This is a genomic window from Pseudanabaena sp. PCC 6802 (genome assembly GCF_000332175.1).
Lineage (GTDB): Bacteria > Cyanobacteriota > Cyanobacteriia > Pseudanabaenales > Pseudanabaenaceae > PCC-6802.
Genome location: NZ_KB235911.1, coordinates 65,482 through 91,634, shown reverse-complemented (window position 1 = coordinate 91,634; position 26,153 = coordinate 65,482). Strand labels below are relative to the sequence as shown.

Below are 26,153 nucleotides of genomic sequence, written 5' to 3'. Positions count from 1 at the left end.
GAAGCTTAGCATTTAAATAGCGTAGCTATTTTATTCGATTAAGTCTATTAAATACTTTATCTACATATTATCAGAGTTTTCTGGAAATCTACTAATTTTTTAATTTAATAAACAATTTACAATATGCTGCTCTATCCGAAAGCAATACATCTATCTCTTATGACACCCGTCAAGTCCTTTAAGATCTAAACTAATTTGCAATTTAACTTGTGCTACTGGGAAATAGTTATGGTATTAAAAGGTGAGGAAAAGTGAGAAAAAGTGGGATCTTCGATCGCATCGATTGTGGATAATGGTAAAGCCGATACAATGAAGTGACTCTCATTAGTTTCCCACAGCATCACTCGCTCGGTTTAGAGTCAGGTTATTTTTCAAAATTTAGGGATTGTCCCGCGTTTGCGATCGGGGGCAGTGCCCAAAACTCTGCTCGGGGTTACTTTGGGGAGCAAATGTACTCGATCGAAAAGCTCTCAGGCCAAACCTATGAACGCGTATAACTTAGATCTGGATCCGACCTATATCAAATACAAAACTATTCTCACTGAAAACCGCAACGAATATGAATTCGATCTTAGCGATCGCGACCTCGCACCCATACCGATGCTGAAGGGAAACCTGCCGCGCTCGGAAAACTTTTCCATCGATTACCTGGGTAGGGTAGCGGCTCCAATGGCTAAGCTGGCAGCAAATACCCTGGCGGTCAAACTAAAATCTGCTTGGGATCCGCTTGACGAACTGCAAGACTATGAAGATTTCTTTCAGGTTCTGGAGAAACCCAAAGTCATCTCTACCTACCAAAGCGATAAAGCCTTTGCCGAACAAAGACTGTCCGGCCCTAATCCCCTGGTACTCAAGCGAGTTGATGACTTAGCTCAATATTTTCAGAGCAGCGATATTGCCGAAATAGAAACCAAACTAGGCGACTCCATAGATTTGACAGATAACCTGTACGTTGCCGACTACACCGAACTGCTGCCCATTCCCAGCGGCACCTTCGATCGCGGGCGTACCTATTTACCCAGACCGATCGCTTTGTTTAGCTGGCGCAGTGAGGCATCTAGCGATCGCGGTCAGCTCGTGCCCGTAGCAATTAAACTCGACGTGCCGCTCAAAGATAAAACCATCCTTACGCCCGAGGATGAATCGCTGGACTGGCTCTATGCCAAAACCTGCGTGCAGATTGCCGATGGCAACTATCACGAACTAATGAGCCACCTCTGCCGCACGCATTTTGTGATGGAACCCTTTGCGATCGCCACCGGACAGCATTTGCCCGAAACCCATCATCTCGGAGCGCTCTTGAGGCAGCATTTTAAATTTATGCTGGCGTTAAGTAAGTTTGCCCGCAAAACCCTGATTGCCAGCGGTGGTTCGATCGATCGCATCTTGGCAGGAGAACTATCCGGTTCCCTAGAGATCATCAGGCAAGCCTTTAGAACCTGGCGGTTCGATAGTTTTTCTTTCCCGCAAGCGATCGCGGCACGCGGTATGGACGATGCCCAAAAGCTGCCTCACTACCCCTATCGCGATGATGGCAAGCTGGTTTGGGATGCAATTTGGCAATTTGTTTCAGCTTATTTGGGGCTTCACTACCACACTGCCGATAGTATTAGCAGCGATCGGGCGTTGCAAGACTGGGCGCAAAAACTCCATCTCGTGTTTAGCATAGCTGGCGGTGATGGCAAAGGGATGCCTGCACAAATAGATACGCTGGAGCAATTAGTGGAAGTTGTGACTACGATTGTCTTCACCTGCGGGCCGCAACACGCGGCGGTCAATTTCCCTCAATACGAGTACATGACCTTTGCACCTAATATGCCGCTATCCTCTTATCGCGAGTTTGCCGGAGCAGCGGAGTTTACTCAAAAGGATTTCATGCGATTCCTACCGCCATCCCAACAAGCCGCCGGACAGCTCTCGACTACTTTTCTACTGTCTTCATTCCGCTACGATCGGTTGGGGCATTACGATCCATCTTTCTTCGAGGCCTTTGCCGATGGTATGCAGGACAAAGTCAAAACTGTAGTAACGGCTTTTCAGCAGCAATTGGATGTGGTAGAGGCTGAAATCGATCGCCGCAACCAAAACCGGACAGTTCCCTATCCCTATCTCAAACCATCGCTTATTCCTAACAGCATTAGCATCTAAACGGATTCCCACATATATCCACTGTAGGGGCAGTGCCCCCGTGCCTGCCCCTGCTCTCAATTACCCATGCGATCGTCAAGGGAGGCACGCACGAGGAAAAGGCATCCATCGCGGGTCGATATGGGTGGATGTTTGGAGCCACTGGCTGAAACGATATAGTCCCCACTGCTATAGGTTTTGCCCTCGCACACAAAATCTCCCTCTAGCATAAAAATTTCCTCCGTACCCGCATGACTGTGCTCTGGATAGTAGGCTCCAGGCTCGCAGCGGATCAGCGAAGTAATTTGTCGCGTCGCCCGATCCATGTGAAGTACGGACATGGTCAGACCTGGAACGGGATGTGGCTGCCATACTCGTTCGGCAGCAGTGATGGCGATGCTGGCTGGCTGAGTCGGTTGAGGTGTAGCTCGATCTTCCTCTGCGGCGATCCGTTGGAACAAGCGCTCCTTGAGATTGCTTGATATAGGTAAGGTGGGATTGCCATAGGGAATACAGCCAACTGCTTCGCGCATTTCTGCCAGTTCCCTTTCCAATTCAACTGACGTGGCTGCATAGTCATCTGCCAACTGCATTGAGCGATCGTCAAGCGCTTCGATCGCCGCCAGTGCGATAAGTTCAGAGCTTTCTGGATCTAACATCAGGTCCCTCCTGGTATACCTCGATTTTTACTGGTGTCGTCAGTCATCTTCACCGATTGCTTTGAGAGACTCACGTAACTTGTTTAGCCCTAAACGAATGCGTGTTTTGATCGTACCCAATGATTTGCCAGTGGCAAGCGCGATCTGGGTATGGGTCATGCCCTTGTAGTAAGCTAGCTCCAGCACTTCGCGCTGCTCGACAGGTAACTGTGCCAGCGCGGACTTAACTACAGCCGATCGCTCTAGCAAAATAGCATTTTCCTCGGGCGTGTCCGAAGGCGATCGCGTCATGGCCAGCTCCTCAGAGGCAACAGTAGCCTTGGTCGTTCGCGCCAAGCTGCGCAAGCGGTCTAAGGCTCGACTGCGCGTCAGCATAAATAACCAAGCATCAACTCTTCCTTTTTGGGCAGTATAGGTTCCTGCAATGCGCCACACTTGATTAAATACGTCAAGAACCACCTCTTCGGATTCCTCGACGGAACCTAAAACTCTGTAAGCCAGAGTATAAATGATGCGCGCGTAGCGATCGTAAAGAATCGAGAGTGCCGCTTGATCTTTAGCTGTAATCCTCTCTAACAGATGAGCTTCATCGACACTGTACTGTTGCTGCGCCATTGACTAGCACTGATTCCTTCTCGATTTTAACTTAACTTAATATTTTTTGCGATCGCAAGACAAAACATCGGCTACCTAAATAGTATTTTGCTTCGTACGTACGAGTCAAATCTCCTAAAGAAAGAAGCCCGATCGCTCGCATGGCATATTTGCCCAAATTTTTTGTTTTTTAGAGATCCGCCCCGAAAAAGCGATCGTATACAAGTTCAGATTGGCGCAATTTAACTGCCAACCGTCTACCGAAGCCATTCCTGTAAATCAAACCTTTTATTCTAGAGAGAAAAACTATGTACAAGACTAGAAGCAGCCTTGCCACCAAAACCTCGTCTCGTCGCCAGTTAATCAAAACCGGTATCTTTGGTGCTGTGGGTCTAGCTGGAGTCGCATCCGTGCCCAGCGTTATGGCTACAACACATGGAGCTGCTGCCAACGATATCAAGATTCTCAATAATGCTCTGTACTACGAGCATCAGGCAATTTGGGCCTATGGCTTTGCTGCAACTAAGCTCAGCCAAAGTAATGTGGGTAAGGCGGTTCTGGCGATCGCTCTGGCCAACCAAGCAGACCATAAGGAGCACCGCGACACTCTGGCTTCTGTCATAACTCAGTTGGGAGGCAAGCCCGTGAATGCGCGATCTGAGTATTTAGAAACGGTGAAACCTTATTTAGAAAAGGGTGAGGGCAACCTTGACTCTGACGTGAATATTGCCAAGCTAGCTTTAGCTTTAGAAGTGGATGCGGCGATCGCCTACACCTCAGAAGTAGCGAAGCTAAAAACTCCAGCTCTGGTGACCGCAGGTGCTAGTATTGGTTCAACGGAAGCATCTCACGCCACCGCTATTCGCTTTGCCTTCAAGACTTTAGGTGTGGATCTCAAGGTAGTACCCGCTGCCTTTGTCAGTGCCGACACCCGTAACAGTTGGATTGTGAGAGTTTAGGCGTTTCTTGTATTGTAGGGGTAGCGCCCCCGTGCCTACCCCAAACCATTAAGGCAAATACGGGGGGATTCTCTTTAACAAATACTTGTTACTGTAAAAAATCCGTTGAGGTAGGGGTAGGTTTTGCCAGAGCGCTATTGATACAAGTCAATAACTTTTAGCCAAACCTGCCCCTACATGCAGATATCAACGAAAAATTTACAGGTGGAAATATTTTATTTACGAGAGAGTTCTTTTATTGATAGAAATAAAGAGAAACAGGTGAATCCATGTCCGCAACAATTCCCAAAACGATTCAAAGCTACTTTGCCGCTACGCGCGCGATGGATGTAGATGGTTACCTGGCTGCCTTTGCACCAGATGCGATTAACTACGATCCTGTGGGTGGCGAGCCACTAAAAGGGCACGAGGCCATGCGCCAATTTTTTCTCGGTATTGCCGGACTGTTTGAGCAAGTCGGTTTAACCGAGGAGTTTGTCTCTGTGGCTGGTAACGAGGTAGCGGTGAAGTGGAAGGGAGAGGGAATTAGTAAAAGTGGAAAGGCAGTAGTATTTGAGGGAATTGATATCTTTGAACTCAACTCCGAGGGATTAGTTCAGACGCTCAAAGCCTATTGGAATCCATCTGAAATGATGACCCGACTCTAGCAAATTTGTCAGAATATCTAGGTGTTATATCCCACATTCCGCAAGTTTAACTCTCGATCAAAATATTTTCACGAGTCTATGAGCCTTCCAGAAGTCACTATTGAGATTATAGTCAATAAAGCTATCTCAAGTTGAGACTTCATTTTCTCGTGATTTTGAAAACCTTTCTGGGAAGGGCTTTAGAAAAATACCTGGTCACACTTTGTACCTGCGGAATGTGGGTTATATAGCGGTTTTCAGATGAAAACGAGAAGGGGGGTTGGGGGCTGTTACCCGACACGCAGTTCACTCATGTGTGCGACATCAGGTTACATCAAGGAGTAGTTTTGGGGAAGAGGGTACGATACTTAGCTGTGGAACGATACTGTTGCAATTGACAGATAACGGTCGGATTAATTTCCAATGCCAATGTACGTGCGACTTCGCGACCAGCGTCATCGAAAACGAGCCAATCTCCAGTGGAGGCATCAAAGCGCACCCATACGGGGTGTTTGGCTAGAGCACGAGCAACAGTGTAATTGCGGTTGTAGAGAGAGATTCTGCCAGACGCATCCACCTTCCGTTGCCAGCAACCCTGCGCCAGGTAGGTGTAAACCCGTTGTAACGACCACAGTTGTGCTTCCTGGGAGCGTCGATAGGGACGAGTGCAGATGAGTAAATCAGGATGGAGTTCTAAGCGGGTTCGTCCCCTGACAGCGAGATAAAATGGGATGGACACCCCTGCTGGCACAAACCACCTCTGCAATGTCCGTTCGCTCGGGATTTGCTGTTGTGGCCAGCGTTGTTGCAATTGCACCCGGATGATGCCGCCGCCCCAGTCGGGGTGACGTCGTTTCAGCTAAATTGCGGCTCGCCAAATTAATCGCTCTGAGCGGATCCCTCCATGTCCACAGTGTTGATAATCCGGGGTCAATGCACTGTTTCCTCCTTGGCTCCAGCGCCGACAGATTTGCCGCACACTGTGGCGCGATTGTCCTAATGCCTCTGCGATCGCTCTATAACTTTTGCCTTGTTGACGCAGTTCTATCATCCGTTGACGGATGGGGACAGCTACTGCACTGGGCATATACACCTCCTGAGATCTCAAATCCTGACTTAATTCTGGTGTACCATTTACTTCCCCTGAGGAGGGTTAAATCTTGTGTCGTTCTACATGTTCTAACCGCGTGTCGGGTAACAGGGGGCTGCGCCCCCACGCAGGGGTTCCACCCCTGCACCCCGTCCTAAGCCTGTTGGCTATAGCTATATCTCTAGCATCAGGTCAAAAGCTTAAAAGGTTTTTAGCCCCTTGTCTAGCATAGAGTACGGGGCTTTTACAGGCAGCTTCAGGGTTAAACAGCATCCACAAATGAGGCAAGCGTAGGCACAGCACCCTGTACTACTGCGACCAAGTCAGTGCCCAGGTAGATTGCCTTACCAGAAACGCCTGTCGGTAAAGTACCACCAATTGTTAGTACGTCGCTACCATATTTTTGGATGACATCGCCAGTACCGAAATCGGTAATCAAGACGTAATCTGACATCCCACTACCGACGTAATAGGTTCTGTTCGCATTTCCTAAGACAAAGCGATCGCTGCCCACACTACCAGAAAGCCTGTCAATTTCATTAATACCAAAGCTCGTAGCACCAGGGGCAGTATCGATTCCAATTAAGGTATCATTACCGCTGTTGCCGAGCAGAGTATCGTTACCGACTCCGCCAGTGAGGAGATCGTTACTCAAACCTCCATCGATGGAATCATTGCCTGCCAGACCAGATAGCACATCCTGACCGTCTAAACCAGAAATGGTATCGTTGCCAGACAATCCATTAAGAGTGTCGCTGCCTGCCGTACCCACGATCGCATCGTCATTGCGAATCGTACCTGTGGCACTTCCCGTACCGATAACCGTTCCCACTGATGGATTGGAGAGCGTGACCGTGAAGTTCTCGTCTAACTCCGCGATCGCATCTCCTTTCACATAAACTGTCACGGTTTGACTGGTTTGACTGGCTGAGAAGCTGACCGTACCAGATGTACCGTTAAAATCACCAGCATCAGCAGAGTTGGAACCGCTACCCGCAACCGACCAGCTAGCCGTACTCGTACCAGTAGTATCTCCGGTGCGGCTCACCGTGAAAGTAAAGTATTTACTACCGGAATTGCCCTCTGTCTGAACTGCATTCGTGGCAGCGATCGCTAATGTAGCAGGGATATCGTCGTTTTGGATAACTCCCGTTGCCGTAGGAGCAATAATGCTGGCACCATTAGTAGGATTAGAGAGGGTGACGGTGAATTCCTCGTTTTGCTCCAAGGAGATATCACCTCTAACATTAACCGTTACCAGTTTGCTGGTTTCTCCTGCCGCAAAGTAGACCGTACCGCTAGGGAGAGAACCGCTAAAATCACTGGCGTTAGCAGGATTAGCTCCACTACCTGTCACTGCCCATTTAACGCTATTGGCTAAACCAGTGCCACCGCCTCGCGTAATCGTAAACGTGTAAGCTTTTGTGCTGGAATTTCCTTCCATCTGCACGGCGTTCGTCGCCGCGATCGCGAATGTCGCTGGGATATCGTCGTTTTGGATTGTACCCGTCGCTGTAGGGGTGATTAGGCTGGCTCCACCAGTGGGATTAGAGAGGGTAACTGTAAATTCCTCATCCTGTTCCGTGACTGTATCTCCAATAACGTTTACCGTCACTAGTTTGCTAGTCTCACCCGCTGCAAAGTTGACCGTACCGCTGGGGAGAGCACCGCTAAAATCACCAGTAACAGCGGGATTCGCACCACTGCCCGTCACTGCCCACGACACGCTATTAGCAGCGCCCGTGCCACCACCTCGGGTAACTGCGAACGTAAAAGCTTTTGTGCCGGAATTTCCTTCCATTTGCACGGCGTTTGTCGCCGCGATCGCAAAGGTCGCGGGAATATCATCATTCTGAATGGTTCCCGTTGCTGTCGCAGTGGTGATGCTGGCTCCGCCTGTGGGGTTAGATAGCGTTACCGTGAAGTTCTCATCCTGTTCTGAGACTGTATCTCCACTAACGTTTACCGTTACCAGTTTGCTGGTTTCTCCTGCCGCAAAGTAGACCGTACCGCTGGGGAGAGTGCCGCCAAAATCACCACCAATAGCAGGATTCGCACCACTGCCCGTCACCGCCCAATTCACGTTATTCGCACTACCCGTGCTACCACCTCGCGTTACAGTGAAAGTAAAAGCTTTAGTGCCAGAATTTCCTTCCACCTGTACGGCATTTGTCGCTGCGATCGCAAAAGTTGGAGCCTGTTCGTCGTTAATAATTGTGTAAGTAGCAGTGGTCTGACTTCCTAATCCCACCTCACCAGTAGGGGTACCAAGTTGGAGGTTAATAGTTTCGTTACTCTCGAGCACGGTATCTCCCATAATTGGGATAGATACATCCTTAGTAGTTTCGCCGTCACCGAAAGTAACAGTCAATGGAAATTGATTAGTATAGTCGCTGCCTGCGCTGGCTGTTCCCGCAGAACTCGATAATTGTACGGGCACGGAGATGCTGCCAGCACTACCACCCGTACGCTGAATTGTGGCAATAACAGTACCGACAGCGCTGCCACTATTGCCCTCGTTACCGCTATAGCTAGCAGATGTGAAAGATAAGGTTGGGGAAGGAGGAATAACGCGAGTTCCAGTAATTGAGTATTGTCCGACGCGTCCGTAACTACCATTACTCTTAACGTGCAGGAAGTACTGTCCTGCCGTCACAGTAGTACTGATACTGGCAGCCTGAGAATTGGTAGGATTGCTGGAAGTAACGAGAGTACCATTACTGTCATACAATTCTGCTACGGCATCCAGATTAGCCCCAACATCAGCAACATTAACATTCAGGCTAATCGCACCAGCATCCGTCGAGAAGGAAAATACATCGACATCGCTGGTTTGGCTGATGATGCCAGAGCCAGATACAGAAGTGCCACTCGCTGTTAGCGCTGTTGCCGTAGCATTTGTATCGCCGCGATCGTCAGGGCGATAGCCACCAAAACCATTCCCAGATGAGGCGATGACCGCCATGTCATCTTGAAGTACGTTATATCCATCGGCACTTGGTCCATTGTGCCAAGTAGTCAAGCTCTGGTAGTAGCTGACTCCCATAATTGGAGCCCAACCATTACCTCCGGGATTATACTCGTCTGTTTTATCAGTACCGGAATAAATGCTTTGATGATCTAGTCCCAATGTATGACCCGCTTCATGGGAAATCGCTTCCGCTGTATATCTAGGGTCACCATTAGCCAAATTTTCCTCAAATACAAAGGCAGGCGTATCGCCGCTATCTTGCCAGGAGAAGAGATATGCAACGCCGCCAGCGCCGCCTGATTCCTCAAACCAGTCATCCCAAGCACCGCCAATTACTACGCGCATGTTATTAGCGGCGGACATATTACCGGGATCGATGGTAGTCACATCAATGTTAAACGGTGCATAGTCCTCTGCAACTCGCTTCCAAATTTCTGTAATGTTAGCGATCTCTGTAGCCGAAAAATTAGGATCGGCATCGACGCTATAAGCAGGCGTAGTAAAGGCAGCGCCGCCATTATATTTAGTATTCCAGCCAGTACCGGATGTAGTGTGACCGTTAAAATCCAGATATAGTTTTCCGGTAGCGTTGGGATTGCTACTCAAAAGTGGTAGTGCTACTGAAACAGTTGATGCCGATCTTGCGTCGATCGCAGGAGGAGGAGATAAGCGATCGCGGTTGACATATAGCGAATGACATCCCTCGCAACTACAGGCAGACAGGTGACCTGGAACTTGTTGTCTATCTGAATCTCCACCTAGATATCCAAATTGCTGAGATCCATTAGAGTTGCTGGACAAATTAATTAGTTCGCGTAGCATAGTAATTTATAAATCCCCTATCATTTAAAAGTCCCGATCGCACAGTCAAACACCCCAGTCAATCAACGCAGTCGATCGATATCGGCGAAGCAAAATCGCGCCGCAAAACGACTACTGTTAGGACATCTAACAGTTGTTCGTGCTTCACCGCAGATCGTTAGAGGCTGTCTAAAAGCCTTTAAAAACCCGATCGCAACAACGTCACACTGTCAAATCGGTATCAGAAATGGATATAAACCTTAAGGAATCAGGTGAGACATCTCTCACTACCCCTAAGATACCCCCCGTAGAAGCAAGAGCGATCGCAGTCACCTGAGCAATTTCAGGTAACCCTCCCAAAACATCACTACCGCCTTCCCCAATTACCTGGCCGCGTGGCGCAGGATTGGAAGAAAAGGCATTAGCTCTAAATAGAACTAAGTCACTGATAGTAAGCCCCCCTGCGAGCGCGATCGCATCGCCCTCGCTAGCATTAAAATCTTTGATATAGGCATATGGTGCGACATTTATGAGTGGCAACTCATTGGAAGTGCTATCCGCAGTACCCATATCCCGAACAGCTAGACTGGGATCGAGCACAAACAAATCTGCACCGCGATCGCCCCAAAGAATGGAACCGCCCATATTACCCAATAAGGTATCGTTGCCTGCGCCACCCTCTAACTGGTCGTCATCTAAACCACCAATTAGCAGATCGTTGCCGTCGCCTCCATCTAGAAGATCGTTATCGCGACCTCCAAATAAGACATCGTCACCGCCGCCGCCATTGAGAATATCTCTACCTTGATTGCCCTGGATAATTTCTCGATCTGACGAGCCAGCGATCGTATCGTCACCCTCAAGCCCCCTCACTTCATCAGCCATTTGGCTGAGTTGGCCGGGTACGAGTTGGATGAGATCGGACTCTGGTGTTAGCTCGAGAAAAGCAGAGGACATATCACAGGTTAAGACGCTCTATTGGCTTACACCATGTTGCCCACAGTTACCCGATAAGCGATCGTTACTAGTAAAAAATTTTCCGCGATCGGCAATCAGCGGTTGGCAAGAAGCTGAGAAAGGCCTGTGTTACAAGCGCTTCAGCCCAAAATAGTTAAACCAGCCGTTTGATATCGCCGTAGGCACGGTAAAAGCCGCCACGGACTGATTCGCGCACTTCATCGACGAGATAGCGATCGCCCTCGGTGCGGATATCTTTGGGGAACTGTACTCTCCAGTTGGGGTTATATCCTGGCGATACCACTCGCACCCTCAGATGGCTGCCTTCGCGAAAACACTCGACGATTACGCCCTGACCTGCATTGGAGGTCGTCTCTAAAGTGGGCGACGGCAGCGCCGCCTCTTGTTTGGGCGCTTTGATATTGACTACTTCCGGCACAGTGCCAGTCTGGGCAGCGGCGATCGCGGCTTCACTGGCATCGATACAGGCGAGAGAGCCGTCTGTCGTGACGATATACAGGCGATCGCCCGCAAACTGCATGGAAAAAGCCGACCCGCATCCCGTGCCTAGCTTCCACAGGCGATCACCCTGCTGGTTAAAGCAATAGACCGAGGAGTAATTATCGCCCGCAAAGACATACTTGCCATCTTCGGCAGCAGCACAGGAATAAACTGGAGCATCGCACCTGTAGACCGTACCGACTTCGCCTTTCTTCGTAAAGGCACGAACCTCACTATTACTCGTACCGGCATAAACCACGCTCTCCTCTTGCCAGCCAAACAATACCGCGCCATTGGTAGGTTGCTTCCAGATTTGCCTGCCATCTTCCCAATCGTACATGACCACACCTTGGGTATGTCCGTGATAAATACCGATCTCATCGCAGCGTACCATCCATCCGGCGGTGCCATCACTCTTGCGCGTCCACTGCGACTCATCCTCGTGGCTAATTGCAGTGACTTGTCCCTGGGAATCGGACACGCCCAGGATGCCATCCTTAATATCGAGCCAGTAAATATCGACATCAGGCGCAATTTCATAGGCAACGCGCGGCACTTTGCCAGTCAGATCGTACACTTTGCCATCATCGCAACCCGCATATAACCACACATCGTCGGCAACGATGCATTTGACTCCCTCGGGCAAGCGGAATTGATTTTGCACCTTGCCATCGCGATCGAGCACAAAAATGCGTCCCTCTTGATTGCCCACCCAGCAGTGCTGGCGATCGATAAAAATGCCAAACGCAGGCGCTCCCGAAGCAAATTTCCAGAGAACTGGTGCCTGGTTAGCGGTGGAGCGGTTGCTGACAATCTGGCGGCGGGTGACGGCTCGTTTCTGTCGCACGCCCATCACCGCCCGTTCGTATCCCTTGCGCAGCTTCTCATTAATTTTCTTGGTGGCATCCGCCAGGGCTTTTTCAGGCGTGGCGAAGGTGGCGGTTTTAGTTTGCCCCTTATCGCCAATGCGACCGTAGCGAATCGTCACTTCTGTTTCTTTGATGGTCACTTCATAAAACTTGTGAGAACTTCCTTCTGCTTCGGAGAGTTCTAAATAGGTCTTTTCTTCTGACATGGGTAATATCTCCACTACGGACGATCGCGCCTTTTCTTTTTCCCGTACTTCTGTTTAATTCGCTGTACCTGTTCTAAAAATATTTTTCCCCGTTCGGGGTTAACCATAGCCACAAAATTAGCAAAGCCGTGAATTGCGGAGAGCAAATTCTGAGAATTGCCCCACTGCTTGCCTTCAAGCCCGTCCTTCTCTATTTGATATAGCGTTGCTCGAAATCGTTTGAGCGTTGCTTTATCGACATTAAGCTTATCGTTTACAACAATCCCCGTGACTTCCTGTTGCTGAGAACTGCGCAGCACTCTAGTTTTCTGGGGGTTAATCGTAAAACCCTCATGAGTTACGATGGATTCAGTCCGTTTGAGGACATTACAAATTTGCCGTTGTGCGTCGCCCGCACTAGAGAAGGTGAGATCGTCGGCATAGCGGGTATAGATAAAACCAGCGTTTTCTGCCATCTCAGACAAACGACGATCTAGGCGGCGACAGAGTAAATTGGAAATCGCTGGACTGGTCGGCGCGCCTTGGGGGAGGTGTCTTTCGGTAAGTGCCACATAGTAGGTTTTGCCATCCATCTCGATCGCTTCCACCTCTGGTTCCGTACAGAGCAAGCCTAAAATCGTGGCAACAGCCTCCGAATAACCCAGCGATCGAAACAATCCCTTGACGCGCTTGTAACTAATTGAAGGAAAGAAGTCTTGCAGATCGAAATTGATAATTACATCCGCTCCTACATGCGGCTGTGCGTTAGTCACAATGGAAAATTCCTGCCGAAACCCGTGGGCGGCATCGTGCGGCGATATCCTGGTGAGGATGTGTTTGAGTATCCAGTATTGCGATCGCTTTAAGCGCGGCATGGGTGCAGAAATCAGTCTGGTGCCGCCCGTCTTTTTGGGAATCTGAAAGCGGACGTAGTGGGATACAAACGAAACATGGCGATCGAAAGCGAGGAATCGCAACTCGCCGATGCTAATTTCCATCGCTGCCGCAAGTTCAGCAGGAGTATGGCAAATCGGCAGATCGAGCGATCGCAAGCGCTGCTCGTCACCTTGCTGATGGTGCAATCCTTGAGAAACTCCATCGCCTAAAAACAGGATCTCCTGCGTTTTTCTTGCTTGCCAAGCCTCAGATTTAGCTTGTCTTTCCCGCTCGCGCCTCTCTTTGTTTTCCTGTTGCTTGCGACGCGACTCCGCCAGACGTTGCTCTAGCAAGCGCTTTTTTAATACCTTTTCGTCCTGAAGCTGGCGATCTTCCTTGCGTAATTCTTTTAGTTCCCGATCGATCTCGCCGCGCCGTCGGATCTCATCGGCAGGGTCTTGCGGGATTTGTCCCTGGGCTGGCCAAAATCCCAAGCGAATCATTTCCTCCAGGATTACCTCATCCCTCGAAGTTTGACGGATGCGATCCCAGAGTTCCTGACGCGTACGTGGCTGTGCTGGTTCGGTCATGGGTATGGGCAAAAATAAGAGCGATCGCGGGTTATCCCCTTCGTAAACCTCTCAGAACTGGATCGCTCAACTCAAGCGGTACCGGAGTACCCGTGCTCGTTAGTTTCACGGAAACTACACCGTAATAGCATGGGTACTCCGAGTAACGCACAGTCAAGAGCGAGCCAGTGATGCGCGTTTAGACTAAGTACATGGATGGCGATCCACCACCCGGATTGCAAGGTCGTTTTCCCCGCGATCGCTCTACATGTGGGACATTATACACGTTTTGCCCAGTATCCTAGACGGAGGTGCGGGCATTCTGCATGCGAAGTGCTAGCATGTGCTCGCACGGACCTTTATACAACTTGTGCTGTTGATACCAGTTGCAAGTACACTCGGCTTCAATGATGCGGCAATCGCGATCGATCGTCACGCTTGGTTTAAAAATCTTTTCTTTATCTCTCACCTCACCTTGCAAGATCGACGCTCCAGCGGTATCAACCGTTGCGCTGGTTATCGTCACGGCTTGACGCTGTAGATATAGGGTGGCTTGCTGCTCGCGCTCGTTGGCAAATCGCAATCGATCCATGGGCAGAGGTTCTCGACTCAACTCGCGCACCCGATAAACCTGCTTGTTGAGGTCGTAAATGGCACGTCCAGCCTGGGTATAGGCACCCAAGGCACCCAATACGATAGAGCGGTCTAAGTTGAGGCGATCGCTGAGAGACTCTGGACTCTCATACCAATTTTGCTTGAGGGCAGCAAATACGCGCTGCTGCGTCAAGCCATCCACTTCGGCACGGGGAGCCATCAGGTCAAAGTTGCCCGCCTGCGACCAGTCATTCGCCGTCCAACCGGACAGGCCGAGCGTAAACGCCATATCGCCCAAATCCGCCACGTAGAATGAGGGCATCCCCGTCCCCAATAGATGCACGGTGAATTTTTGGGCGACGGGAATCAGGCGTTCCAGGAATAACAAGCGGCGGCGACCCCAGACGCGAATCTCCTGTTCGTTATTGCCGTGATAGAGCGATCGCGTGCAGATCAACTCGATATCCCACGGTTCGAACGCGATCCGCACTGGCTCGCCTGGTTTGAGATGATAGCGCATGCTGCGCGGCCCCCGCTTTTCCTTTTTGCGACGCAGGATAAAGCAAATGTTATGGACATCCATAGGGTGAAACTCGATGTGGGTAGCGGGCAAAGACATAGCCGAACTCACCTGTAAAAATCCTCGCACCCAGGTATCGGGCAGGTCGATTTTCACTTCCTTATAGTCTGATTCGTTGGTGGTCTGCACCTCAAATCCAGAGGGATCGACTTCTAAGTGCGTGGACTTATAGCTGCGAATCTTTTGGAATTCGTTATAGAGAGCGGTGGAGTAATCGACATTCGTGGTGCCGCAGGCAAATTCACTCACGTTTTGAAACACCTCATAGCTGGCACTGAGCCGACCGTAGCTGGACTCATCGCGACTAAAGCACTCAAAAAACACCTCATCGGGATGCACTGTAATCACCGGATCGAATAGAAAGATGAGATCGTGAGCCTTTTGATAGCAGTAACTGTAGAAGCTCTCCCTAGCCTTGTAAAAGGGAGCCATGCGCTGGGCATGGGTTTGATAGAGCGATGTCAACTCTGCTTGCAATTCTTTTACCCGAGCTGCGATATCCTGGCGTTGGGCTGCTGCCAGTTGCCAATCGACTTCCATTTGCCGTGCCGCCCATTCCTTATAGGCCGTCTTATCTTTGGGCTGGAAGCGCAGGTCTGCGATGACGACATCGTGCAAAGCACTAATCGCTTCCCGAAAAGCCACATTCTGCCGCAGTTCGCCGCGAAAATAGGTGGGTTCGCGTGTAAGGTCTGGCGCGAACGACATCTGCGTGCGATCGCCCCGCTCCTGAACTGCCGTACTGCCCTTGTAAGTATAGTTAAATTCCATGCCTACGCTCCCAATGTCTTTAGAACTAACCTGATGTTAGACTGTGCACCACCAACTCTCTTGCTCTACCCAATAGCTTCAATTGTAACCCGACCACCTTCAACAGCCTCAATCTGAAGCTTAAAACCATACAACAAACCCATTCCCACTAGCGGCTCTGCATCAGAAGCAACAACATCAATTATCTTGTTCTGCCCATCCCAGATCGCCGCAGCCTTGTACAATTCAAAAACAACTTCGCTCCCGTCACCTAATGTACCAACGTCGCGGTAATGCCAAGTTAAACCTAGCCCTGTGATGATGGAAAGCGGTAAAGACAAAAAGCTAGTAAAGCCTGTATCAATGACTGCATCAACGGTAATTTTGGGTGAACCAATACGACCAACTGCGACTTTGATGATTGCCTCACAATTATTACTGACCACACCAAGCATCATACGGGCTTCCTCAGGCTGTGGCTCCCCATACGGAAGACGGATCGATGTCCGATCCGAATTACCCAGGGCTGGGCATCAGGATATCGCTCGTAAAGCCTATCGACTGCGACCATTGGCGTGTCATCGACCTCAAACGCTCCTGTTTCAATATCAATCGCCACGATCTTGCCATGATTGCCTTGTTCAACTTGCTGGCGCACTTGAGATTCATAAATTTCATTGCCACGTCGAGCAAATTCCTCTTTGCTATAGCGGGGTTGTCTAACAGTCATAAGCCTAACCTCGTTTCAACGACACTACCCTATTTTAACCTAGCCGATAGCCGTCGTTGTCCGGCAGAGATGCAATCGCGCTTGAGAAACCGAATCCGCCCTACAAGATCGGCGATAGCACTATGGAAACTTTTGCTTAAAAATTCTTCGGAATTCCTCAAGAAGGTACTTCAAACTTATAAAACTTATTCACATTCCTTATATGAGTTTTCTCGTGCTCATTCATAAAAGAAAAATATTCCTCAAAATCTTCTGAAATATATGCATATAAATATATACCAACCCTGCAACTGGTATATCTTTGAGAAGTTCACTCTCAGTCAACAAGTCAATTGCTATATCTGCTCCATCAGCACTTAAATCTAAGAAATCTTGTGGTAGTCCATCTTTGTTTGTCATTTAAGCTTATCTTTAAGTTAAATTTTTATTCCTTAATTTTGTAATTTTACCGTATTGCCATATAGAACTCAGCCAGAAGACGGCTTAACTCCCGATCTTATTGCTCGTCTGAAGCAAAGAATAAGGGAAGCTGCCCTGTAAGTTTAGGAAAGATAGATCGCTACTCTATCTCTGGGGCACAGCGATCGCTTTAATCGGTACAGGAATCTGAGGATAGGTATGGTGGATTTTGAGCAAAATCTCGATGGCGACGGCTTTGTCTCCAATCGCGATCGTGGCTGACTGGCGCGTGAGAATTTCGGCAATAATCTGCGCGGCGGCTTCGCTCTTTTGGGCTTCCTTCGCTAAGAAAGCAAAAATACGCCGCTTCGCCACTCGACCGCGATTCACCTGGGATAAGGCTCTGATGAAATAGGGGGCTAGCGCCTGTAAATAGGATAGATTATCCACTGCATATTCTTCTAGATAATTAGTGGCATACAATTGCATGTCCGCCGCTGGATGTTCGCTAAACTTGATCAGATATTCCTGACCGTCTGCGGTTTGGAAGCAGCGACCGATCAGATCGCGCCCGAACTTGCGCACGTCGGGGCGATTGCTGTCGCACAAACTCACAAGCACCGCAGGTGTAAAATCATCCGGCGAGAATGCTGCAAACAAGCGATCGCCGAACTCCCGCGAGTCCTGCCAATGCGACTCCAGTATTTTCATCGCCACTGAGAGTTCCGTCGTATTTTGACGGAGGCGCGCCACGATCTGCGCCAATAACTGCCATGCCGCCCGGCGGATAGAAAGAATCTCGCGATCGCCTAGCTGCACGATATCCATCGTGTCAAACGTTTCAGCCCATCGATCGGCATTACGTTCGAGGACATTGCCACCGAGTTCCTGCCCCGCCGGAGATTTAGAATTGACCAGATCCATTGCTATTGACTGCGTGGCATTCGACTGCCAGGCGGTCAGATCCGTTTGCAGAACGCGCATGATGTGACCGTGAATCCCTTCTCTCTCTTCTTCTGTCATCAGCATATCGATCAAGACAGAGGCAAATCTCAAGCCAAAATCGGGATGATTATTGCCCAGGCGACTAATTACGGGACGAATAGCTTCCCTAATCTCCGCCAGTTCGTGTACGGTCATCGTCAACAGAAGGCGATCGCGTTCCAATAAAATCTCATCCGGCAATTGCCCAAATAGCTGAATCCCCAATACTCGAATCGAATTATGGGGCGAGTTAATCAGCGAGTCAATCGTACCAGGAGGTAAATCCACCGCACTAGTTTCACGATCCACGAGAATCCTTACTCCCAATTCCTGCACCTCCAGGACAGGATGCTGGAGTAAATCGCGAATAATTCCGAAACCAAGCGATCGCAATTGAGGCGCGAAATGCCCTAATAGAGTTTGACCGATATCTGGGACAGTTTCTGCCTGAGTAGAGTCTATATTAATCAAGATAGAGATGACGCGCCCAATTACGGCAAGAGTAAACTGTTGCTCCAGGCGCGTAGTACTCAGTAGGGTGCGCGCAAACTGTCGCGTATCGGCATATCTGCTCGTAATCAGACTAGCTACAAATTGACTATCGGCAGCAAAGAAATCCCACTGCATCTGAATCCAACGGAACGCCTCCGCTCTTGCCTCAGGTAAGGAACAGTTCACCACAGCGATCGCAAGCTGTAAATCCGGGCGATCGGGCTGATATCTGTCTCGAATTAGTTCAAATCCCAAATTCGCTGTAATTGCATAACGCGATTCTAACAGTTTAATCAGATCGTCTAGCGACACTTGACTTAAAAATTCTCGATTGTCAGCGATCGCCTTGCAAGCAAACTCGTGAACGGGCGCGCATTGACTTCGCAACAGTAATTGCAGCAAATCTTCGGGATGTTGCGACCACAATTGCGGAAAGGCTTCTTCCCTGACCTGCGGCGGAGGGTCGCCTGGCTTATACGGAGATCGGCAGCGCCACGCCCTGGAGTTCAGCTTGAATTCGTAACGGGAGCTATTAGTATAGAGAACGTGATTAAACGGCAGATAGGGAGCGTAGATATCCCAATCGATAGTTACTACTGGCAGCCTTTGCCAAGTCTGGCGATCCCAACGATAAAAAATAGACTGACGCACAGGTTGAGCGTCGGCATCGGAAAACGCGAGCAGCACGCCTGCCGCCATCCTGGTGTAAGCAGGATCGCCTGCTTCGCCTAGTTTTCTCAAAGTCCGCCAGACACGCTGCCTTAGATAATCTCGTGTCTTATCGCTATAAGCAACCCTGGCATTAGAGCTTTGTAACTCTTGTGTTAGCCTCCCCATGCTTACAGCTTCCCATCGGCGAGTTTGTTCATCATACTGATAGTCTCGATCCTGGATATATTGCCCATCTGGCAAGCGAATACAATATGGATTAGAAGAGTACATCGCTGCTTCTTTTTCCAAGCGATATGCAATAACACCAAACACCTCACCATCAAGGCGATATTCCGCCATTTTAAAGATATGGCGCATTGGCTTAAAGGTATTGGGACGCAAAGGAGCAGTACGCAACCATGCGAGCAAAGGCGATCGCCACTCCGGACTATCTATTTGATAAATCAAATCCAGGACGGCATATCTTTCCGGCCCACCATTCTGCCAATAGGTTTGCAAAACCTGCAATCGATCGGCAGAATCGGCATCGATCGCGCGTTGGAGTTCCACAGGTAATTGCTGGCGTACTTCAGCTTTCAAGGCGATCGCTTCCCGTTCGTCAGCCAATTTATACATCGCTTCCCAGGCGATCCGTTGGACGAACTCAGGTGTCTGAGGGTTACGGTAGATTTGCTCAAGAGAAGGGATAACACTGCGATCGCCACACCATCCCAAAGCAGCAGCTATACAATAATCTCGCAGGGCATCGCCAGTTCCCAACAAAGATACTAGCAAGGGTACGGACTGCGCAATCTTCAGTTCGCCTGCCCGCCAGATCGCCCTCTCCAATTTCCATTTACTATTGCGTTTATATGGTTGCGCCAGACGATCTAGAATAGCCTGCTTCTGCGGATCGCCCACAGATAGATCTGGAGCGGACGGCGATGCCACCGCTGCTGTGGCGGTATTAATATCTGAACCAACATCTACCTCAGCCGTGGCATCGCGGTATCCTTTACTAGTTTTAGACTGCACTAACTTAGCAAAGATACGCTCTGCTTCAGCCAGAGTTACCGCCTGCTCCGTCTCGACCCCTTCTTTTAAAGTAGTACCGCGCCGACCGTAACGAAAATTGACAACATGGCGATCGCCACCGATTTGGCATAGATCTACCTCATAAACCTTATCGGAGCGACCTTCTTGGTACAGGAGAGTAACGCGCTTGATTAACTGCATAACGTTCGCTTAAGCCTGAATTGACATCCTCTCCACCCAACCTAGTGGTATGGTTGGAGATTCCTTGAGTCACCTCAAAGATTTCCTGCTTCTTAACCACTTAACTGGAGCAGCCCCATGACTTACTCCCCGTTTCTACCGATTCCACAGGCATCTTGTTTAACGTCCACTTGGTGCCCCCAAGCAGGACGGATCTGAATATTGGGTTTGTATGTTTGCTCTTTACAGGTTGTCAGTATCTCAATCGTTTTCTGAGCCGCCTTCGGGTGAACTGCCCCTTATCGTTTGTGCGCTTTACCGCTATGGTGATTATCGCACAGATTTGCTCCCACTCGCATGCTTCGCTTCACCAGCAACCAAGCTTTCAGCTATGATTGGAGTACTGCGAAGAATCTCGATAGATCCAAGAGCAGATATAACATCGTAATATATTGCAAAGATTTAGATCGGAGCGATCCTCCGCAGTAAAGGTAACAGTGGCAATAGTGGCAGCAAAAAAAGTAAAATTCAAGCGATCGCGTCAATTCCTAGCCAAACTAGGCTTAGCCTCCGTCAGTATTTATGCCCTCAGTTGCCTGTCGTTATGGGTAGGGCAAAATCGCTTTATCTTCGTACCGCAACGCGAAATTACCAGAACGCCGGAAACTTACAAGCTTAAATATCAAGAAGTCTACTTACCCATCACAACCGAAAATGGTAGGGTAGAAAACATGCACGGGTGGTGGCTACCATCCGATCGCGCCAATGCCAAAGTCATCCTATACCTGCATGGAAATTCCAAAAACATTGGCGGGAACATCGAACACTCCCATCGTTTTCACAAATGGGGATTTTCTGTCTTTCTGGTTGACTATCGCGGCTACGGCAAAAGTGAAGGCGACTTTCCCACAGAAGCACAGGTATATGTCGATGCTCAAGCCCAATGGGAATATCTCACGCAGAAACTGGGCGTTAATCCCAAAGATATCATTATCTACGGTCACTCTTTGGGTGGTGCGATCGCGATCGAACTCGCCAGCAAACACCCGGAAGCAGCAGGTTTAATTGTCGAAGCCTCCTTTACCTCCATCAAACAAATGGTGGATCGAGATCCTAAGTTCTCCATTTTTCCAGTCGATCTATTGCTACATCAAAAGTTTGACTCTATTAGTAAAGTAGGCTCGCTCAAACTACCAGTTCTGTATATTCACGGGACGAGCGATCGCGTAATTCCCTTTAGTATGGGCGAGCAGTTATTTGCCGCTACTCCCACAGCAACGCAGCTAGTCCTCATACCAAATGGAGGGCATAACAACAACGCCGAGACAAATCCCAGGCTCTATCTCAACTCGATTGAAGCATTTACGGATAAGCTAGCCGCTCGTATCTCAAACAATCGGAAAAGTAGACATTTATAGCCATAGACAGATCTGTTAGGACAGGGGGTGTGGGGGCTGCGCCCCCACGCAGGGGTTCCACCCCTGCACCCCATCCTAAGCCTGTTGGCTATAGCTATAACTGGAGTTTAGACTAAAAAGTGGTAAAAAGCAGCCAGCCATTGCAGACTGACCGCTTGATGATGGAAGCTGAAAAGACTATAAAATCAACAGCTTCATCATGATTAGTTTGGATAAACTTGAGCAATTTCGCAAGTACACGTACGAAATTATAGGGAACGGGAGAGATGCGCTGTTCGACTTGATGGATGCGGTACTGACGAGTCGGAGTGTTTCATCGTTTGTGGAACTTTCGTTAAGCCCATTATTTCGGAGGGAGTGGTCGAGTATCTATGAAGCACTGCAAGATAGTCATCCTCCACGTGAAGACTTGATGAAGCAATACATACAGCAAATGCCGGCAGCAGAGGTGACGATATTGGCGGGCGACCATACAGCCTGGTCGCGTCCCTATGCGGTGACATTACAAGAACGCACCTACGAACATCAACCTCAACCGGGAGTAGGAAGCAAACCTGTTACGGTGGGGCAAGGATACAGCACAATTGCCTGGATTCCAGAGTCAGAAGGGAGTTTTGCCTTACCGTTGCGGCATGAGCGGATCACCAGTTTCGAGAACCCGATTCAGAAAGCCGCTAGTCAGTTACGCTTGGTTTGTGCGGAAATTCCTGGGACTGTGCTTTTCCTGGGGGATGGCGAGTATGGGTGCGCACCATTTTTGCAGCAAACAGCAGACATCCCGTGTATCAAGCTGCTCAGGCTACGCCCCAACCGGGTTCTGTATCATGCCCCAAAGGATTACGAGGGGCATGGGCGACCCCATAAGCATGGAGAGAAATTTAGCCTCAAAGACTCTGACACTTGGTCTATTCCCCAAGCAGACATCACAATTGCAGAGCCTAAACTGGGACGATTGCAAATTCGTCGATGGCCAAACCTGCACTTAAAGCAAGCCGCAGACCATCCCTTTACACTCATTCTGGTCGAACGTCTTGATATGCCTGAATCGAAACCCCTGTGGTTGATTTGGGTCGCTAAAGACGAGCCAATCTTGAGTGAGGTATGGCAAAAATATCTGCGCAGATTTGCCATTGAGCATTGGTATCGCTTGGTGCGTCAACGTCTCCATTGGACAATCCCTCAGCTTTCTACCCCTGCTCAGATGGAGACTTGGTCGGACTTGATGCCTTTACTTACTTGGCAATTGTGGCTCGCTCGTGAACTTGTCCAAGACTCTCCTCTGCCTTGGCAGAAACCGATGACTAAATTGTCTCCTGGTCGAGTTGCAAATGCTTTTGCTTTAGTTTTGGTCAGGATTGGCTCTCCTTCCCCTGACCCTAAACCTCGCGGTAAGTCTCCAGGTTGGCCTCTTGGGAAAAAACGAACCCAACGGATTCGTTATCCTACTGTCAAAAAACGCTATGCCAAGCCCCTCAAAAAAGCTTCCGCTGCAACTGCTTAGCTCAACTTCTTCCCTTTTATCCTCTCTCTCGCTAGTTTCTATCTAGCGAGATGCTTCTTGTTGCCTTTTAGTCTAAACTCCAGTAGAAAGATTGCGTGGAAGCAGGTAAAATCTGAGCGAAAAACTGAAAAAATTTACTAGCATTTGGGTGCTCGGGAGCGATCTGTAAGGCTTTTTGCCATGCTCCGATCGCAGGTACAAACTCACCCTGCAATGCCAAAATTTGTCCTGCTAAGGCATAAAAATCAGCACAATTGGAATATAGAGCCAATGCCCGTTCGTTGCTCTGCATTGCCTCTTGCAGATTGCCAGCTTGCAAAGCTTGAATGGCTTGATGGTGATGCCAGATCGCCAGATCGTGTAGATGAATTAGCGGCGCGAGATCGACTCCACAACGGCGACAGAGATAGGCAGAAGCAGAATTAGAATTCTCTACTTTCTCTGGTACGCGGTAGGTAGCGCGACAAACAGGACATTTCATAGATTGCTGTTTGCGTAGTACACAAAGTCTGCTAGCTCTTCCCGGATTTGAGCGATGGTAGCCATTGTTCCGTCAGCGATCGCCTGTTCCATGCGATCTAGTAGATCCTGTAATTCATCTGCCTGCTCTACCTCCAGCACGTCTAATAGCGATCGAGCCTGGACAAACAGTTTTTCTAATTCAGAATCAATTTCAGTGGATGATGAATCTTCAACATCTACATTAAACATCTCATCTTCTTCCATAAATAGAGACTCTAAATCAGCCCTAGCTTGCTTGAGATCCTGGCTCGAAAGTTTCTGCACGCCTGCCGTATTCTCCACAACCAGTTTTACCTTTTGTCCTTTAGCCTTTTCTGTAGTGGTAACAGTGAGAATACCGTTGAGGTCGAAATCAAAATGAACTTCGATTTTAATGCTGCCGGCTGGACCAGGCGGAATATCCTCAATTGTATAAGCCCCTAATGGCACATTTTCTTCAGCATGTTGATTCTCGCCTTGAAAGACTTCGATCCTAACCATAGGTTGATTAGGAGAAACCGTAGAATAGACCTCCGATCGCGATACGGGCACGACACTGTTGCGTGGGATAATGACGCTGAAAAATCCTGGCATAAGACCCATCGGTGTCATCACCGCTGCCGAAATCCCGAGAGAATGAGGGATCACATCTACCAAAATAGATTCAACATCTTCACCTGCCAAAACGCCCGCTTGCAGGGCTGCCCCCAATGCCACGCAGAGATCCGGCTGTATACCATCTACGGGCAACTGCCCCAGATGTGCAGCCACCATCTCTTGCACGAGCGGAACGCGGGTAGAGCCGCCCACTAAAATCACTCGATCTAAATCGGTAGCAACTAAATTGGCATCGGCAAGCGCTCGGTCGATCGCTTCTAACGTTTCTTCTAATAACGGGCGAATTAGATCTTCAAAATCAGAACGGGCAATTTCTGTTTCCAGGTGCAGCGCGGTCTTGCCTTTGGTACCCAAAAACGCCTCTTTGACTGGGGCAAAGGCATGGGAGCTTAGCTCGATCTTAATTTGCTCCGCCGACTGAAGCAGCCGCGCTTGTGTAGCAGCATCGTCAGGTACGCTGACATCATGGGTCTGGTGGAACAATTCTGCCAAGTGCAGTTGCAACCGCCGATCGAAATCATCGCCTCCCAAGCGGTTGTTGCCGTGACTTGCCAGCACTTCTGTCACCGCCCCCGTAATCTCAACCACGGACACATCAAAAGTACCTCCACCGAGGTCATACACCAGTACCCGCTCCGTTTCTTCAGATCGCACGTCATACGCTAAAGCGGCGGCGGTAGGCTCATTGACAATCTGCAACACCTCAAATCCAGCAATTTCTCCCGCTGTTTTGGTTGCCTGCCGTTGGGCATCGGTAAAATAGGCGGGAACCGTAATCACGGCTTGAGTCACTTCTTCGCCTAAAGCCGATTCCGCACGTTGCTTGAGCGATCGCAAAATCATCGCCGAAATTTCATGGGGCAAATAGTCTCGCGTTTCCTCGGAGCCAGTACCACCGACGCGGAGGGTTGTTGTGTGGTCGGTACCCATCCAACGCTTGATCGATCGCACGGTGCGTTCGGGCGCGGCAGCGTACTGACGCAGGGCTTCGCGCCCCACTATCAATTTTCCCGTATTGCTAAATCCCACACAGGATGGCAACATCAGGTCGCCATCTTCACCGGGCAAAATCCGGGCTTGCCCATTCTCAACGATCGCTACTTCTGAATTCGTAGTTCCTAGATCGATTCCAACTGTTCTACTCATTTCTTCGCCTCCTGCTTGCTGTTTATCCTTGTTCTGTCGCCACAATCACTTGTGCTTCTCGCAGGACTTGCGATTCCCACATATACCCTCGCACTACCTCTTGTATAACTGTGTTCTCTGGAAAACCTGGGGCGATCTGACGAGAGATCGCATACATGTGTTTAGGATCGAATGGCTTGCCCTGCGCTGCAATCGGTACTACTTGTCGTTCGCGCAAAACGTCGAGGAGCGATCGCCGAATTAGATCTATGCCTTGTAAATCGCTGACCAATACATCGCGTACATCGCTTAACGATGATGGCACAGAGGACGTGGCAGGCTGGAGCCATTTTTGCCAAAAAGGCTGGGGATGATTTGCGGCATCTGTGAGATCGCGATCGAGAGATGCAATCTGTTCTTGCCAATGACTACAAGCGCGATCGAGCGCATCTACTACACCAATTAAATCGCGCCATAGAGCTTTACGATCGCTTTGAGATACCTCCTGGGAGCGGCTATTGGCTAGCTGTTGCTGCAAGTCAGACTTCTGAGCCTGTAGCTCTGCCAAAGCTACTTGCATCGTATTTTGACTTGCTTGAAATAGTTTACCTTGCTGTTTGAGTTCGTGCCGCAGAGCAATCCATTCAGCCACCATCTGATATGGATCGAAATCCATCACCGATGTGGGCGGCTCGCCCAAATACTCTGGTAAAGGTGGCGGTGTCTCCAGAGCCGCAAGAAATTTCTCAAATAGCGCTTGTCGATCTATCATGCTGGATTATTCCACATGTCAATAGATTTTTTTCAGTAA

21 protein-coding genes are annotated in these 26,153 nt (G+C 49.4%); 5 read left to right on the top strand and 16 right to left on the bottom strand.

Annotated features, from left to right (window positions below; all coding sequences use genetic code 11):
• The first annotated feature begins 483 nt into the window (after positions 1-483).
• A complete protein-coding gene (locus PSE6802_RS0104800) occupies positions 484-2,148 on the top strand; it encodes a lipoxygenase family protein (protein ID WP_019498926.1) in 1,665 nt (554 codons plus the stop codon).
• Between the two features lie 56 nt (positions 2,149-2,204).
• On the opposite strand, the gene PSE6802_RS0104795 is transcribed toward PSE6802_RS0104800, so the two are convergent.
• Positions 2,205-2,786 (bottom strand): cupin domain-containing protein, encoded by a 582-nt coding sequence (locus tag PSE6802_RS0104795; protein WP_019498925.1) that lies wholly within the window; start codon positions 2,784-2,786, stop codon positions 2,205-2,207.
• Positions 2,787-2,825: 39 nt separating this feature from the next.
• Entirely contained in the window at positions 2,826-3,401 is a 576-nt protein-coding gene (locus tag PSE6802_RS0104790) for a sigma-70 family RNA polymerase sigma factor (protein ID WP_019498924.1), read from the bottom strand.
• Positions 3,402-3,688: 287 nt separating this feature from the next.
• Here PSE6802_RS0104790 and PSE6802_RS0104785 point away from each other — a divergent pair, with 287 nt between their 5' ends.
• A complete protein-coding gene (locus PSE6802_RS0104785; RefSeq protein WP_019498923.1) occupies positions 3,689-4,339 on the top strand; it encodes a ferritin-like domain-containing protein in 651 nt (216 codons plus the stop codon).
• Positions 4,340-4,608: 269 nt separating this feature from the next.
• Positions 4,609-4,986, top strand: coding sequence for a nuclear transport factor 2 family protein (locus tag PSE6802_RS0104780; RefSeq protein WP_019498922.1), 378 nt, complete (start codon positions 4,609-4,611; stop codon positions 4,984-4,986).
• 313 nt (positions 4,987-5,299) lie between these two features.
• On the opposite strand, the gene PSE6802_RS0104775 is transcribed toward PSE6802_RS0104780, so the two are convergent.
• The 11 genes from PSE6802_RS0104775 to PSE6802_RS0104725 all read right to left on the bottom strand — a co-directional run bounded on the left by PSE6802_RS0104775 (position 5,300) and on the right by PSE6802_RS0104725 (position 20,200).
• On the bottom strand, positions 5,300-5,782 hold the full coding sequence (locus tag PSE6802_RS0104775) for a hypothetical protein (protein ID WP_225902650.1): 483 nt from the start codon (positions 5,780-5,782) through the stop codon (positions 5,300-5,302).
• Positions 5,783-5,824: 42 nt separating this feature from the next.
• Entirely contained in the window at positions 5,825-6,052 is a 228-nt protein-coding gene (locus tag PSE6802_RS27810) for a helix-turn-helix domain-containing protein (protein WP_019498920.1), read from the bottom strand.
• A gap of 265 nt (positions 6,053-6,317) precedes the next feature.
• A complete protein-coding gene (locus PSE6802_RS30790; protein WP_019498919.1) occupies positions 6,318-9,848 on the bottom strand; it encodes a Calx-beta domain-containing protein in 3,531 nt (1,176 codons plus the stop codon).
• Positions 9,849-10,049: 201 nt separating this feature from the next.
• Positions 10,050-10,784 (bottom strand): calcium-binding protein, encoded by a 735-nt coding sequence (locus PSE6802_RS30785; RefSeq protein ID WP_019498918.1) that lies wholly within the window; start codon positions 10,782-10,784, stop codon positions 10,050-10,052.
• Positions 10,785-10,938: 154 nt separating this feature from the next.
• Positions 10,939-12,360: a WGR domain-containing protein gene (locus PSE6802_RS0104755; protein ID WP_019498917.1), complete on the bottom strand. Its 1,422-nt coding sequence runs from the start codon at positions 12,358-12,360 to the stop codon at positions 10,939-10,941.
• A 14-nt stretch (positions 12,361-12,374) separates the two neighbouring features.
• Entirely contained in the window at positions 12,375-13,805 is a 1,431-nt protein-coding gene (locus PSE6802_RS0104750; protein ID WP_019498916.1) for a reverse transcriptase family protein, read from the bottom strand.
• 280 nt (positions 13,806-14,085) lie between these two features.
• Positions 14,086-15,729: an SWIM zinc finger family protein gene (locus PSE6802_RS0104745; RefSeq protein ID WP_019498915.1), complete on the bottom strand. Its 1,644-nt coding sequence runs from the start codon at positions 15,727-15,729 to the stop codon at positions 14,086-14,088.
• A gap of 65 nt (positions 15,730-15,794) precedes the next feature.
• A complete protein-coding gene (locus PSE6802_RS0104740) occupies positions 15,795-16,166 on the bottom strand; it encodes a hypothetical protein (RefSeq protein WP_019498914.1) in 372 nt (123 codons plus the stop codon).
• Positions 16,163-16,438, bottom strand: a complete 276-nt coding sequence (locus PSE6802_RS0104735; RefSeq protein WP_019498913.1) for a hypothetical protein — start codon at positions 16,436-16,438, stop codon at positions 16,163-16,165. Before PSE6802_RS0104735 ends, PSE6802_RS0104740 begins: the two co-directional genes overlap by 4 nt.
• A 222-nt stretch (positions 16,439-16,660) precedes the next feature.
• Positions 16,661-16,837 carry a hypothetical protein gene (locus tag PSE6802_RS33150; RefSeq protein ID WP_019498912.1) on the bottom strand — a complete coding sequence of 59 codons (177 nt, stop codon included), beginning with the start codon at positions 16,835-16,837 and terminating at the stop codon, positions 16,661-16,663.
• A gap of 165 nt (positions 16,838-17,002) precedes the next feature.
• Entirely contained in the window at positions 17,003-20,200 is a 3,198-nt protein-coding gene (locus PSE6802_RS0104725) for a WGR domain-containing protein (RefSeq protein WP_019498911.1), read from the bottom strand.
• Positions 20,201-20,685: 485 nt separating this feature from the next.
• Between PSE6802_RS0104725 and PSE6802_RS0104720 the strand changes: the two genes are divergently transcribed.
• The gene (locus PSE6802_RS0104720) at positions 20,686-21,597 is read left to right on the top strand and encodes an alpha/beta hydrolase (RefSeq protein WP_019498910.1); all 912 of its coding nucleotides are present in this window, start codon (positions 20,686-20,688) and stop codon (positions 21,595-21,597) included.
• A 199-nt stretch (positions 21,598-21,796) separates the two neighbouring features.
• Entirely contained in the window at positions 21,797-23,098 is a 1,302-nt protein-coding gene (locus tag PSE6802_RS0104715; protein ID WP_019498766.1) for an NF041680 family putative transposase, read from the top strand.
• Positions 23,099-23,165: 67 nt separating this feature from the next.
• On the opposite strand, the gene PSE6802_RS27795 is transcribed toward PSE6802_RS0104715, so the two are convergent.
• From PSE6802_RS27795 to PSE6802_RS0104700, 3 genes are read right to left on the bottom strand one after another with little or no spacing between them, the layout of a single operon-like run.
• Positions 23,166-23,579 (bottom strand): hypothetical protein, encoded by a 414-nt coding sequence (locus PSE6802_RS27795; protein WP_019498909.1) that lies wholly within the window; start codon positions 23,577-23,579, stop codon positions 23,166-23,168.
• Entirely contained in the window at positions 23,576-25,363 is a 1,788-nt protein-coding gene (locus PSE6802_RS0104705; protein ID WP_019498908.1) for an Hsp70 family protein, read from the bottom strand. The genes PSE6802_RS27795 and PSE6802_RS0104705 overlap by 4 nt, the downstream gene beginning before the upstream one ends.
• Positions 25,364-25,385: 22 nt before the next feature.
• Entirely contained in the window at positions 25,386-26,114 is a 729-nt protein-coding gene (locus PSE6802_RS0104700) for a nucleotide exchange factor GrpE (RefSeq protein WP_019498907.1), read from the bottom strand.
• Between the last annotated feature and the right edge of the window lie 39 nt (positions 26,115-26,153).